Genomic DNA, 12,807 nt, shown 5'->3' with positions numbered 1-12,807 from the left:
AACGAGCTGGAGATGTCGCCTCAAATCAGTCGGTCGTGACTCCGTAAACATCCAACTCCCCGGGAGTACTGGTTGTGCTGTCTACACCACCCGCGTTGTTGCCACGAGTCCCCACATAAACATGCCCATTGGCAATAGTCGGTACCGTAAATTTGACAGCATTGCCCGCCGCATCCGTACTGGTTGTAGAACTGTTCCACAACTCCGTACCAAGGTTTGTAGCATCATAGGCATGAAGCACTGCAGGCCCACAGGATTTCGATTGGCTCGTGCAGTAGCTATTGCTGTTCAAAGCCCAAACGATTCCATTCGAAGCTCCTGATGCCGAAACCGATGGTGTAGCGCCAGGGAACCCATAGGTGTTGGAGGACCTGGTACTCGCCGACGGATTGAGAAGATTGGCGAATGGATCAAATGCATAAGCTACCATTGAGCCATTGAGCGGAGCCACATAGTACGTGTTATTCCAGAAAGCTCCAGTGGAGAAAATTCCGCTGCCAACGCTGATAACCTGCCTGGCATTCGTGTCCCCAAGCCCCCCCATCGAATCGCCATTCAGAAGATACAACGAACCATCTTTTCCTCCGCCGATTACCAGGTGTCTCAAGGCTCCTGAAGCTACATTCACCAACACCGCCGAACCACCCGATCCAAAGTCAGCGTCATTCGTTTCATCACTCTCCTGATCCGTAGGAGTGAAATAGGAAGAAACCGTCAATCCATTCGATATCTTGAGGAAGGAGTCGCCATAATCGTTATTCGGCATACTGGTGCTGGTTGCATCAAACCCGCCATTCCCCGAGATCAGATAAAGGTTATTGTTCGCGTCTGCTGAAGGCGCACCACCACTCATCCAGATGCCACCCTGCGTTACGTTCGGGTCTATATTCAAAATACTTGCGACCGTCAGATCGGATGCCTTGTATCCGACTAACCATCCATAGAAAGGATTCGCGTCTTCGTGCGCAGCCCAGGCAACGTATACAACTCCATTAACGAGCGCGAGACCAGGCCGTTGGTTTTCCTGTTTCGCATTAAACGTCACAGTTGACCCGCCATCCCCTGTGCCTGGAAAAGTGATATTAGCTCCAATATCGACTGGCCCACTGAATTTCTCGCTACCTGTCGTAATGTCGATCGCGTGCATGCGTTGATAAAAAAGAGTTGAGGCAGAATTCATCGATTTAGAGACCACGTAAAGTGTGCCCGTGGATGGATCGATCACAGGTGTTCCAGTTACGCCGACCTCCGGAGCGATATCCCCGTTCCCTTGTCCCAGCAAGGTCGAATTCACAGCAGTTTCCCCACTGCTCCCACCATGGTTCGTATCAACCAGGCTAGCCATCCAAAGTTGTTGACACGGGCTGGCGTCCGCATCAAAGGCATACACGCTATCGTGCTGTGTAGCGACGAAGGCCACATTATGCTTCGCGTTGCCGATAGTAAGGTTAGCAACCCACAACGGCTGTGTATAGACGGCGCCATCTACAGGGCATGAGAACAATTTTCCGAAGGAGGAGGAAGCCACCGTCGTTGTCGTCAGCGCATATTCCTGGCTGTTGACACCATCTCGCGCCAGATCATTATGGTAGGTGTAAACGCCGCCCAGATCCGTAACGTATACGGTCATGGCAGCAGTCTGCGAGGGAGTCTTTACATTGGCAGCGGTCACAGTGTAAATGCCAGCCTTGGCGGGCGCCGTATAAGTGACCATTTTGCCCGTCATACTCGTGTCCGCAGAAAGGCCGCCCCCGGTCGCTGTCCATGTCACGCCCGATAGATCTTTCGTAGTCGCAGCAATTGAATAGCTCTGTGACACCGTCAGCGCGGCGCGTGTCGAAGAGACAGAAATCTGAGCCGGTGCGGCTAGAGGGAAAGTGGGATTCAACGAACCACAACCGTTGAGGCAGAGAACCACGCCAACGGCCAGAAGACAAGAGAGAGAACTCGCGGCAATTTTCATGTTTATTGGTTAAATCTTCGCTAATTGTACATTCAATTGTTAGGATCATGTGCTAAAGAAATAGGGAAGTTGCAGCACAAAAAAGACAAACGTCCCCTATGCGACAAGGGCAAAATCACATCTGCATCAGAGGACATAATTCTCAGGAAAATTAGACGAAACTACATCTGATCAGATGACATAATTTAGGAAAATTATCAGAGGCCCGTCCTTGCAACTCACGAAGGGTTTAAGCAGGTGGTGATTCGAGCTACCCAGCTTTCCCATCAGGGCCTCGTCATGGCGCCATTCTTTGTTTGCTGTGCCTGCCTGCATGAATGCATTGCAGCCACTCAACCGAACTGCTACCCTGAGCAAAATCATGTTTGAAACCAATGACACCGCCCCAGAGTTCACCTCCGTCGTGACCCCGCCACCCGCGGCCCCAACGGACGCTCCGCAATTTGCCACTGCCGAATACGCCCACATTCCCGGCACGGAGCATTGCCGCATCTGCGGCAACCTGGTCTCAGGTGAGTATTACCGCATCAACAGCCAGATGGCCTGCGCCACCTGCGCTCATCAAGTTCAGGCGGCCAGCCCGATCGATAGCCATGCGGCCTACGTACGCGGTCTTCTTCTCGGCATAGGAGCAGCCATCGTAGGACTGATCGCATACGCCACGTTCACCATCGCCACCGGCTGGTATCTGGGTTACATCGCTCTTGGCGTAGGTTGGTTCGTTGCCAAGGCCATATCAAAAGGCTCGAACGGCATCGGAGGCAGGCGCTTCCAGATCACTGCCGTCCTGCTCACGTATGCAGCAATCTCCATGGCCGCTGTGCCCATCGGCATCTCGTACGCCATCAAACATAAGACTCCAACCGCAGCAAAAAGCGCCTCCGAAAATTCCTTGCCTGGAGACGCACAGTCAAACCACATCTCCCAGGCCCCGAAACATCCCATCAATTGGGCAAGCGCGATCGCCCAACTCGCGCTCGTGGGTCTTGCCTCACCTTTCATGGAATTGGCGAACCCCTTTCACGGAGTCATAGGCCTGTTCATTCTCTTCATCGGACTCCGCATAGCCCGGACGATGACGGCCGCAAAGCCCCTCTATGTCGATGGACCCTACAGCATGACCGTCGCATAACGATAGAATTGATATAGATCATCGTGTCGACCATTACCCACGCAATCCTTCGCAACTGTCCGAACTGCAACGCTGACCTTCCACTGGAGGCGCTTGCCTGCCCGCAGTGTCATGCACTTATCCACAGCGTGCGCCTCGAACAGCTCTCCAAAGATGCCCGCGCCCTCGAAGCTCGCAATCTTATCCCGCAAGCCCGCGAGCTGTGGGAATACTCGCTCACCCTGCTTCCGCATGATTCTCGTCAGGCTGAGTGGGTTCGCCAGCATCTCGGCGCCATTAACCCGACACCTAATGCATTATCAGAATCAACAGGGCCATCAGGATCAGCAGGAGCATCAGGGCGATCAGAGCCTGCGCCAAAGCCCAACTGGGTCAAGAAGCTTGGTCCCTTTGGCCCATTTGCGCTTCTGCTCCTCAAATTTAAGACACTGCTTCTGGCGCTTTTCAAACTCAAGTTCCTCTTTAGCTTTGCCTTCTTTATCGTGCTCTATGTTGGAATCTTCGGCTGGCGCTATGGCCTTGGTATCTCCGTCTGCATACTCATCCATGAACTAGGCCATTTCACCGACATCAAGCGCCGCGGTCTGCCCGCCGAAATGCCCGTTTTTCTACCCGGCTTCGGTGCCTATGTCCGTTGGGCTGCCCAGGGAGTCACTCGCCGCCAGATCGCGCAAATCTCGCTCGCCGGTCCACTGGCTGGTTGGATCGCTGCCGCCATCTGCTACATCCTTTACACCTATACGCACGATCCGCTCTGGGCCGCTCTCGCCCGCACTGGAGCCGTGCTCAACATCCTCAACCTTATCCCCATCTGGGTGCTCGATGGAGGCCAGGCCGTCAACACCCTCGCTGCTCCTGAACGCGCCACTCTGCTTGTCTGCGCACTCGGCCTCTGGCTTTTCACCTCCGAAGGCATCTTTCTCTTCGTGGCAGCGGGCTTTGCCTGGCGCTGCTTTACCAAAGACAAGCCGCAGCAATCCGACTGGAGCAGTTGGGTCTACTATGCAGCCCTGCTCATCGCGCTCGGAGTTCTGATGCACTTCACTCCCAACACTGTCGCGAATCAGGGCAGACAGGGCTGGTAGCCGCGCAGATCTTCTAAAGGGTGCAAGGCGGTTCTATCTTAAGTGGTCTGCTTGATCGGGCGCTTTGTGGGCCGCCACATGGTTTCCACGATCAGACCGGCCAAAGCATACGTAACAGCATTGGCAAGAAGCACGAAATTGATAGTCATATGGTGTTGACGCCCGAGCGCTATCGGACAGGTTAAATCGAGCAAAATCGCGGTTAATCCTCGCGGCGTTCCAGATGCACCGTCGAGGTAAATTGACCAGAGACCTACAACCAGTGCGCCAGTCGCTGCCCAGATTGCGATTCGAATCTTCATACCAGGCACCTCTTTGTTTACTCTAGTCCTTAATCATTCAGCCGAGTCAATCTCATAATTTCAAACTGGCTTACTACCAACAGGTTGGGTGTTGGGTTGGTTTGGGGAATTGTGTTTTTGGGATGACGGGATGAAGCAGATTCCCTTCGGGAATGACAAACAGAACGACAACGGCAAAAGCAACGGCAACGGCAAAAGCAAGGGCAAATGCTAAGGGCAAAGTTCGGGGCTTCGATGCTGGATGCAAACTTACAGGCTGCCAAAGATTGCGGGTCACTTCTTTTCAATCCTAAGACTTGATAAGATTCCTCCACGGTCGAAGCGAAGGAAAAAGGGAGATTTGCCTCAATGGAAAACTGGTATTTGCAAAAGGGAGATCAGCGTTTCGGTCCTATGACCCTGGATGCATTGAAAGAGATGGTCGCGGCTGGCCAGGTAGCGCCCAACGATCTTGTCTGGACAACCGGCATGGCATCCTGGCTACCTGCCAATACGCAGGCGTGGTACTTTTCCCCAGAGAGTACGCCGACCTCCATCAGTGGCCCCTACAGCAGCGAACAGGGCAGCATCTATGGTGGGCAATCCTATGCGGCAACACCACCGCCAAGCCTCACCGGATGGTCGGTTGCGGTCATCTTTTTCTGTTGTCTTCCCGGCGGAATCGTTGCTCTTATCTACTCCAATAAAGCCAAGAAGCAATGGGCGCTGGGCAACTTTACTGAAGCGCAGGAAGCACATAAAACTGCCAAGACGACTTTGATCGTCTCGGCAATTGCAGGCTGCATCATCAGCCTCATCTATATTGTCCTCGCCATCGGCCAGAAATGAACCTGTCGCAAGTCGACCAACCCGCGCAGACTCCTGACCGGATTCAGGCCGGCCCGGTGCGGCTCATGCAACTGCCATCCGGCCGTCAACTCGGAGTACTCCTCATCGTCTCGGCCGCAGTAGTGGCTGGTGGAGTGCTACGCGCACATGCTCCGGGCGCGCTCCATCTGCCGTCGTGCCCCTTTCATCAGTTCACCGGCTTCTATTGCCCTGGCTGCGGATCTACCCGCGCGCTGCATCATCTTTTGAACTTCGAGTTCGCCGCTGCCCTGCGCTGTAACTTCATGTTCGTTGTACTCTCGCCATTCCTCGCTCTCTGGTTCGGAGCGAAAGGCCTGCGCATCCTCAACCTCTGGCATGGCCGCGACTTTGACCTTTCTGTCAGAACAACGCGCCTGCTCATCGCCATCACCATTGCCTGGTGGATTGTCCGCAATCTGCCATTGCCCTGGTTCACTATTCCACTGCAATAACGGCATGTTGCTGTATTCGAAAGCCATAACTTCACGTAAGTGGAAGACCTTACAAATCATGACCGAATCTCAGGCACAATACGCCACTTACCCCAGTCTCAAGGGCTGTCGCGTACTTATCTCCGGCGGAGCCAGCGGCATCGGCGAAGCGTTCGTAGCAGCCTTTGCTGCGCAGGGAGCAGCAGTTGCATTCCTCGATATTCAGGATCAGTTGGCCGCAGAACTCGTAGCTCGCATCGCTGCCGCAGGGCATCCTGTACCTATCTATCTCCGCTGTGACATGACAGACATTAAAGCCGTTCGCGCAGCCACTGCTCAGGCCATTGAATCTCTCAACGGCCTCGACGTGCTTATCAACAATGCGGGCAATGACCGGCGTCACGCGATTGAAGAAGTTACCCCCGAGTTGTGGGATCAGCTCATGGCCGTCAACCTGCGCCATCAGTTCTTCATAACGCAGGCAGCGATACCTGCATTGAAGCAATCCGGCAACGCATCCATTCTTAATATGAGTTCGATCGCATGGCTGATTCCGTCGGTCGGCCTGCCTGTCTACGTCACAGCTAAAGCAGCTATCGTCGGCATGACCCACACGCTTGCTCACGAGCTGGGCAAAGACAACATTCGCGTGAACGCCATCCTGCCCGGCGCTATCGTCACCGACAAGCAACGCAAGCTGGTCCTCACAGCCGAGTACAGTGCTGAAATCCTCGCCAGCCAAGCCATCAAACGGCATCTTGTTCCGGACGAAGTGGCTCGCCTCGCGCTCTTTCTCGCCTCAGAAGACAGCAGCGCCATCACCGGACAAAGCCATATCATCGACGGTGGCTGGATCTAGTCAGTAAAAGATAACTCAATAACCTCGCAGCATTCGCCTGCGCCGTTGGCCGCGAAGCTCGCGTACGACAAAACTAAATCCAAAAACAATCAGCAGAAACGGCACCCAGAAGATAAATCCAGGCTGCACTACGCGGTCGCCGCCGTAGCTCACTGATTGCGGAGCATGCAGGCTGCCGAACATCACCACCGTGTCCTGCCCAACGGTCACATTTTCACCCAGCCGCACGCTACCGAAAAAGTTCACCAGGTTGTGTCCAATCGATGTATTATCGGCTGCGACTACATTGCCAAAGAACACCACGACATCGTGGTTTGCCTGCCCATCAATACGTGCGCTGCCAAAAAATACAACCGTGTCGCCGTTGATCGTCCCCTGCACATTTACGCCGCAGAAAAAGCAAACAGCATCACGGATGGAGGCATCCTTGTTTACCTGGATGGTGTCACCAAACTGCACCACATCCCCGCGGCTCGCGCTGGCTTAACCAGCATTCCAGCCATCAGCAGAAGAAGCACGATCCCCACAACGCGCGTACGGCTCATACACTTCACCCCAGTCTGCGAATACGAACTCTGCCAGCGAGAAGTTCCACGAAATCGATTCGCGATCAAGCCAGCATAGATCGAGGCAGCATATTGGAAAGTTCCAAGAAACCCTACCGAGAAAGGCATTCGGCTTGCTTGGAAGCGGGGCAGTGAAACCGGTCGGACAGCGAGAACAGAGAAACCGAAAAAGAAGCCAAAGAGAGAACGCAGAAACGTAGAGAAGGGAAGCACATGCATATCCATTCAGGACAAATAAGTCCCAGTCAAACGAATTCGGCGCACGCCTCAACAGCCGCTACCGCCGCGCGTCAGTCCGAAGCCACCCGCAAAAAGCTCTTTGCCTCGGCCTCAGAACTCGACGCCACCGCCAGCACTGAGACTAGTTGGATGGTTACTGCCTGGGCTGGAAAAGACTCATCTGCAAATCAAGGCTACTACGGATCCAATGAATCCGGCGACCAGGATCAGGCTACCGAGACACAGCGCACCTCATCGGCAGCTCCAGTTTCAGGTCCACTCTCATTCTGGGCCTGAAAATCGAACGACGTGACGACCGGGGTCGTCACGTCGTTTAGCCTAAATTGCTGGCTCTAATATCGGTCTAATATTCGGCTCTTAGAACTCAAACCGCATCGCCAGCTGAATACGCCGCGCCGGAGCTACCGACGTGACCTGCCCAAACGAGGTCGAACTCTCGACCTGGTCCACTGCCGAGCCATTCTCATGGTTCAGAACATTGAAGGCGCCCGCCGAAAAACCAAGCTTCGGCGATTCGTCTTCTTTGCTCTGTGTCAGATGGAAATCATGGCCCCAGCGCACATCGAGATCGACATACGACGGCAGAGTCTCCGTATTGCGCGCCACACCATCCGGTCGCGCGTTGAACAAGAGGTCGTTATACGGCAGATCGGCTCCAGTCTGCACTGTCCACGGCGAACCGGAATTGGCAAAGATTCCCAATGCAAGATTGGCTACGCTCTGGTGGTTGAAGATGGCATACATCCCCAGCCGATTCCGACGATCCCAGCTTGAGTTCGCCCACTCGTCGTTTGGATCCTGCTGGTTCTGCGGGAACCACGAAATACCTTCCTGGTTGGACTCAAAATGCGACCAGGTATAACGCCCAAAGCCAGTGAAGTATTTGTTCAACTCGCCATGGAACGAGATATCCATTCCATTTCCAATGAACGTCCCCTCCGGCTGCATCTCTCGAATACGCGCGAACTCAGGATTCGGCCGTTCTGTGTAATTCGATTGAGGTGTCGGAGCATTGATATCTACCGAGCGGAAGCGATCCACACCGCGTACCGAATAGGCGCTGATTACTGCTACAGCGCTCTTGCCAAAACCGCGTTCCACGGAGAGTCCATATTGAATCTGGTAGGGAACCTTCGCGTTCGGCTGCAACTGCGCCAGGTTGGCCGGTTGATCGCCCAGTGTCACGCAATTGGTCACCGGCACGCATCCATCCGCTGGTTGGGTTGCCGGATTGAGCGACAGCGTCAGCGAACGACGCCGCGCATTCTCATATCGCACCAGGTCCAGCAGCGGCCCTCCGCCGAAGCGGTCGTAATACAAACCACCACCACCGCGAAGCACGGTCTTTGAAGCCGGATCAAGCACCCACGCAAACGACACGCGCGGAGAAAACGTCAGTCGGTCCGTCGCCAGAAAGTTCTGCCAGTCATAGCGAATTCCGGGCGTGATTGAGAACCGGTCCGTCATTTTGTACTGGTCCTGGGCAAATACGCCCATTTCCTGCTGGTGATACACAAACCGTACGTCGCCCGTATTTTGCGTAAATCCCGAAGGATGATTCGTTGCGTAGTTCTGCAATGCCGATGTCACCACATCCCCATTCGCATCCAGGGTTGGAGCGAACGTATATGTGCCCAGGCCGTTGGTGTTGTCGTCATACACGCGGCGATCCAGATGGGGCACGTTCGCGCCTACTTTTACCGAGTGCTTACCACGCGTCCAACTTACCGTATCGCTCAACCGCAGGTTGTATTCCGTTGAGGTTGAGTCGTTCTGCGCTGAGCCGCCCACAAAGTCTCCCGACACATTTACCTGGGGAGCCTCAATCGCATTCTGAGTCTCGTTGCGATCATGTTCGAACACGATCGAGGATTGGTTCAGCATGGTCGCCGAGAGCGTCGTGTCTGCGTGAAAAATCACATCATCTTCGTGATAGTGATTGTTGTATCCGCCCGCCGCCAGCGTCTGTCCGCCTACGCCTTCATTCTGCGAGGTTGAGTCCTGATACGCATACTGCGCATAAGCTGAGACTCGGTCGCCAAACTGATGAGCCGCTCGGGTGCTGAACTCCGTATCCCGAGTCGGCGCCGATACATTCGCCTGGAACTGGCCCGTGGGATTTGTCGAAGTCGGAGCCTCAGTCGTCGCCAGGACTACCGCGTCCTGATCTTCTTCTGCCCGGTTAAACGAAACCAGGAAGCTGCTGTTCTTCGCGTGAGGAATCGGCCCCGTCGTATATCCCTCATAAACGCGTCGCTGCTCATATGGCTTGGTTGCGGCCAATGCATTCTGAGCATTTAAAGCTGAGTCGCGAAAGGTGAAGTTGAACTGGCCGTGGTAGTGATCTGCCGCGGAACGCGTAATGATCTCCATTTGCCCGCGCCCCGGCCAGTAATACTGCGCCGAATAGGGATCCTGGTTGATGCGAACTTCCTGCACCGCGCTTGCGGATACAGTTGCCCGATTCGCTTCCACTCCATCGACCAGCAGCCCGGCGCCGCCTGTGCCCTCGGCGCTCGAATCCATAAAAGCGCTCATCGCGGTGCTGTAATCGTTGTCAAAGATGGGCAAAGCTTTTAGATCGTTTGCGCTCATCACCGAAGTGTCCGCATTGGACTCCGAGGCCGTCAGGTCCACGCTGTTTCCGGCATTCACGTTGACGGTAGTCGCCATCGTGGAGATCGGCAATACAATGTGCAGCATCGGTCCGGCCAGCGCGGGGGCGATTGGCTTGGCCAGTTTCACGGGCGTTCGCACCGTGTCGAATCCTGCTTCAGAGACCACCAGCGTAAAATCCCCGACCGCAGGTGTGGTGATCTGAAAATTTCCTGTCCCATCCGAGTGCAGGGTCGCCGTTACGGCGCCGGCAGCATTGACCAAGTCAATCTGGGCATTCGGCACAATTGCGCCACTGGGATCTGCCACCACGCCTCGCACGACGTTTGAGGGGGTCGATCCCGGAGTCGATTCTGGATTGTCCACAGAATTACTGCTTGTAAAATTTCCACTGACGGTCCGCGTTCCCGCAGGACTTGCAGCTGCCAAGGCAACTGTTTCAGGGAGAATATGGATAGAGAGTATGGCAACAGGGAGAGCAAGAAGTACAATAAATCGATTCAAAAAAAGACTCCTTCTAATAATGATTAGATCAGTCTGAATCACCGGATGTCGAACTGGTATGTAACTTAGACGAACAATCGCCCACGCAAGTTTCGTTTTTGCCGGTTCTAGCTGCGGCAGATTTCCCTGCTTATCCCTGGTTCTGCGGTGCAAAACGCGCACCCTGCAGTGCCTCAGCCCATTCTGAAGCATGATCCACCACCACATCGGGCATCGCTGCTGCCAGTGTGACGGGCGAAAGCCCAAAACTGCATCCCAATGCCCATGCCCCCGCATTGCGCGCTGTTTTTACATCTACATCAGAGTCGCCTACCATCAGCGTTTCTTCCGGACCGACGCCTGCCTCGGCCATCAGTGTCCGCAAGCCCTGCGCATCCGGCTTCTTGGTAGCAAAAGTATCGCCCCCGTATACGCTGAAGAAGTAAGGCGATAGTCCTAGTGCATCGCAGATGGCCTGTGCAGGGCCCACAGGTTTGTTTGTCAGGCAGGCCATCGCCCGCTGCCTGCCATCCGGCAAAAACTTCAGAGCCTCCAGCGATTCGAAGACACCGGGGTAGACGTAGGTATAGTCCAGTTTGTGAATGCGATAGTAGCTGAGAAAAAACGCAAACGCTTTCTGAAAAAACTCCTCATCGTCAGGCTTCATCCCCGGTAGCAGTTCGCCTGGAACAGACAACGCTCGTCGGATCAGAGTTGCCGCTCCATCGCCAATGTATCCGCCGATCACTGAGTCCTCCAGCGTCTTCATGCCGAAGTTTTCGAGCGTAGCATTTACGGAGTCGCAGAGGTCTCGCCGCGAATCAATCAGCGTTCCATCCAGATCGAAGACCAATAGCTGCAGCGATTCCAATGGAAGAGCGCGGGAAGTATGCACCATGCTTTCAGTGTATGAGAAATCACGAGACTGTTACAAAATCCCTTGTTCAGTCGAGGATAGTGGCTGCCTCCCTTGCGGGTTGGCGATAAACCTGGGGCCAAAACTTACGCAAATTGGAAGTAGAACCGGTAGTTGTCCCGAAACTAAAGAAAAGTTACTAAGTAAGCTAATTTATGTTTCAATTTTGTTTCAAAATGTTATAGATTCAAAAAAAGGCGAGATCCGTCCCGTGGAGCACTTTCGAATCCCGCCGAGGAACACCCTTGTTGTTGAACTCATGATGGAACAATCGGGGGTTAAGCTGTCAGTATCGGCAGCAACCCCGATTTCAATGAATACGAATATCGCCTGACCCTGTCTCGATACGGACCGCTGGTCCGCCACCATGCAGCTTTGCGGTGAGATTGTGATGATTCGTCATCACTGCATCCATCGTAACGCCATCTGTGTGAATGTCTCCGGAGCCTGTCGATGCCTCCAGATTCATTGGGGCGTTGGAAGCCCAAAGCTCTACGCTGCCCGAGCCGGTCGTCACATGCCATCCAGCTTTAGGCTGCCCACCCAGCTTGATATCGCCTGATCCCGTCTGCGCCCGCAGACCGCCGGAAACATTTCTCAGTTCGATATTTCCCGAGCCGGTGTTGGCCTTCACGTCGCCAGATCCGGTCTGCTCCGCGTAAATATCTCCTGAACCTGTTTCCACCGAAATGCTCTGTTGCAGCCCGGTCGCATGAATGTTGCCCGAGCCTGTATTCAGCTTGGCGTCTACCCCGACGCCGGCATCGACCACATCGCCCGATCCTGAAGAGGCTTCGAGCAATGCATTTGCGGGAGCCGTAATCTCATAGTCGATCGAGATATTGTGCAGGTTGTCGAGATGCGCGCCTACGCGCAAAATGTCCCCGGTCTGCTCAATCGGCGGATTGGCTGCAATCTGCCGCACACGGTCTTCCTGGTCGCCATGCGAATGGATGTGCCCAACAACATGCACCTGGTTGCCTGAAGAAGTCGTCAGGTGGATGTTTCCCGAGCCCGTGGAAACATGCAGAATCACATGCCCGTTCACCGTCAACGTCCGCTCAAACGTCGCCTCCGAAGCCTGCGCAGACCGTGAAAGCACTCCAGGTACCAGTGCCAGGAGAACTGCTGTTGCCGGAATCCAATGCTTCATATCGTTCCTCACAAATCGATAACGGTTGAACATCAAATCTGCGACTGACTATAAATCCAGTCACCCCTAGTTGCACAATGTATTGCATCCAAGTGGCCAAATCGGCGAATTCGTAGGAATCTCATCCTAAACGGGTTATGTCTGCAGGAAAAATGCGCTTTTTGTCCACTTGTCCAGATTTGTAACTTTCGTGTCCGTTTACGAACAGCAAT

Annotated in this window: 12 protein-coding genes; 6 read left to right on the top strand and 6 right to left on the bottom strand. The window is 54.3% G+C overall.

What is annotated here, in order from left to right; genetic code table 11:
• Positions 1 to 25: 25 nt before the first annotated feature.
• The gene (locus tag OHL19_RS13595) at positions 26 to 1,963 is read right to left on the bottom strand and encodes a pyrrolo-quinoline quinone (RefSeq protein WP_263358242.1); all 1,938 of its coding nucleotides are present in this window, start codon (positions 1,961 to 1,963) and stop codon (positions 26 to 28) included.
• A 361-nt stretch (positions 1,964 to 2,324) separates the two neighbouring features.
• Between OHL19_RS13595 and OHL19_RS13590 the strand changes: the two genes are divergently transcribed.
• Both OHL19_RS13590 and OHL19_RS13585 read left to right on the top strand, forming a co-directional pair.
• The gene (locus OHL19_RS13590; RefSeq protein WP_263358241.1) at positions 2,325 to 3,095 is read left to right on the top strand and encodes a hypothetical protein; all 771 of its coding nucleotides are present in this window, start codon (positions 2,325 to 2,327) and stop codon (positions 3,093 to 3,095) included.
• Between the two features lie 23 nt (positions 3,096 to 3,118).
• Positions 3,119 to 4,180, top strand: a complete 1,062-nt coding sequence (locus OHL19_RS13585) for a site-2 protease family protein (protein WP_263358240.1) — start codon at positions 3,119 to 3,121, stop codon at positions 4,178 to 4,180.
• Positions 4,181 to 4,218: 38 nt separating this feature from the next.
• Here the strand turns inward: OHL19_RS13585 and OHL19_RS13580 are convergent, their stop codons facing one another.
• Entirely contained in the window at positions 4,219 to 4,482 is a 264-nt protein-coding gene (locus OHL19_RS13580; protein WP_263358239.1) for a hypothetical protein, read from the bottom strand.
• A 348-nt stretch (positions 4,483 to 4,830) separates the two neighbouring features.
• Here OHL19_RS13580 and OHL19_RS13575 point away from each other — a divergent pair, with 348 nt between their 5' ends.
• Genes OHL19_RS13575 through OHL19_RS13565 form a run of 3 tightly spaced genes read left to right on the top strand, consistent with a single transcriptional unit; the run spans position 4,831 to position 6,621 of the window.
• On the top strand, positions 4,831 to 5,310 hold the full coding sequence (locus OHL19_RS13575; RefSeq protein WP_263358238.1) for a CD225/dispanin family protein: 480 nt from the start codon (positions 4,831 to 4,833) through the stop codon (positions 5,308 to 5,310).
• Positions 5,307 to 5,783, top strand: a complete 477-nt coding sequence (locus tag OHL19_RS13570) for a DUF2752 domain-containing protein (protein WP_263358237.1) — start codon at positions 5,307 to 5,309, stop codon at positions 5,781 to 5,783. Before OHL19_RS13575 ends, OHL19_RS13570 begins: the two co-directional genes overlap by 4 nt.
• Before the next feature lie 58 nt (positions 5,784 to 5,841).
• Positions 5,842 to 6,621, top strand: a complete 780-nt coding sequence (locus tag OHL19_RS13565; protein ID WP_263358236.1) for an SDR family NAD(P)-dependent oxidoreductase — start codon at positions 5,842 to 5,844, stop codon at positions 6,619 to 6,621.
• Between the two features lie 15 nt (positions 6,622 to 6,636).
• Here OHL19_RS13565 and OHL19_RS13560 read toward each other — a convergent pair whose 3' ends face one another.
• Entirely contained in the window at positions 6,637 to 7,083 is a 447-nt protein-coding gene (locus OHL19_RS13560; protein ID WP_263358235.1) for a hypothetical protein, read from the bottom strand.
• A 317-nt stretch (positions 7,084 to 7,400) separates the two neighbouring features.
• Between OHL19_RS13560 and OHL19_RS13555 the strand changes: the two genes are divergently transcribed.
• Positions 7,401 to 7,703, top strand: a complete 303-nt coding sequence (locus OHL19_RS13555) for a hypothetical protein (RefSeq protein ID WP_263358234.1) — start codon at positions 7,401 to 7,403, stop codon at positions 7,701 to 7,703.
• 81 nt (positions 7,704 to 7,784) lie between these two features.
• Here OHL19_RS13555 and OHL19_RS13550 read toward each other — a convergent pair whose 3' ends face one another.
• The 3 genes from OHL19_RS13550 to OHL19_RS13540 all read right to left on the bottom strand — a co-directional run bounded on the left by OHL19_RS13550 (position 7,785) and on the right by OHL19_RS13540 (position 12,595).
• Positions 7,785 to 10,409: a TonB-dependent receptor gene (locus OHL19_RS13550; protein WP_263358233.1), complete on the bottom strand. Its 2,625-nt coding sequence runs from the start codon at positions 10,407 to 10,409 to the stop codon at positions 7,785 to 7,787.
• 268 nt (positions 10,410 to 10,677) lie between these two features.
• Positions 10,678 to 11,424 (bottom strand): HAD family hydrolase, encoded by a 747-nt coding sequence (locus OHL19_RS13545; protein ID WP_263358232.1) that lies wholly within the window; start codon positions 11,422 to 11,424, stop codon positions 10,678 to 10,680.
• Positions 11,425 to 11,752: 328 nt separating this feature from the next.
• Positions 11,753 to 12,595, bottom strand: coding sequence for a DUF4097 family beta strand repeat-containing protein (locus OHL19_RS13540; protein ID WP_263358231.1), 843 nt, complete (start codon positions 12,593 to 12,595; stop codon positions 11,753 to 11,755).
• Between the last annotated feature and the right edge of the window lie 212 nt (positions 12,596 to 12,807).

The organism is Acidicapsa ligni (assembly GCF_025685655.1).
Classification (GTDB): Bacteria; Acidobacteriota; Terriglobia; order Terriglobales; family Acidobacteriaceae; genus Acidicapsa; species Acidicapsa ligni.
This window is presented reverse-complemented; position numbering and strand designations above follow the sequence as displayed.

Bases quoted from the DNA above. Each gene is read 5' to 3' on its own strand.
- OHL19_RS13595 (WP_263358242.1), bottom strand. From the start codon at position 1,963: ATGAAAATTGCCGCGAGTTCTCTCTCTTGTCTTCTGGCCGTTGGCGTG.
- OHL19_RS13590 (WP_263358241.1), top strand. From the start codon at position 2,325: ATGTTTGAAACCAATGACACCGCCCCAGAGTTCACCTCCGTCGTGACC.
- OHL19_RS13580 (WP_263358239.1), bottom strand. From the start codon at position 4,482: ATGAAGATTCGAATCGCAATCTGGGCAGCGACTGGCGCACTGGTTGTA.
- OHL19_RS13575 (WP_263358238.1), top strand. From the start codon at position 4,831: ATGGAAAACTGGTATTTGCAAAAGGGAGATCAGCGTTTCGGTCCTATG.
- OHL19_RS13570 (WP_263358237.1), top strand. From the start codon at position 5,307: ATGAACCTGTCGCAAGTCGACCAACCCGCGCAGACTCCTGACCGGATT.
- OHL19_RS13565 (WP_263358236.1), top strand. From the start codon at position 5,842: ATGACCGAATCTCAGGCACAATACGCCACTTACCCCAGTCTCAAGGGC.
- OHL19_RS13555 (WP_263358234.1), top strand. From the start codon at position 7,401: ATGCATATCCATTCAGGACAAATAAGTCCCAGTCAAACGAATTCGGCG.
- OHL19_RS13545 (WP_263358232.1), bottom strand. From the start codon at position 11,424: ATGGTGCATACTTCCCGCGCTCTTCCATTGGAATCGCTGCAGCTATTG.
- OHL19_RS13540 (WP_263358231.1), bottom strand. From the start codon at position 12,595: ATGAAGCATTGGATTCCGGCAACAGCAGTTCTCCTGGCACTGGTACCT.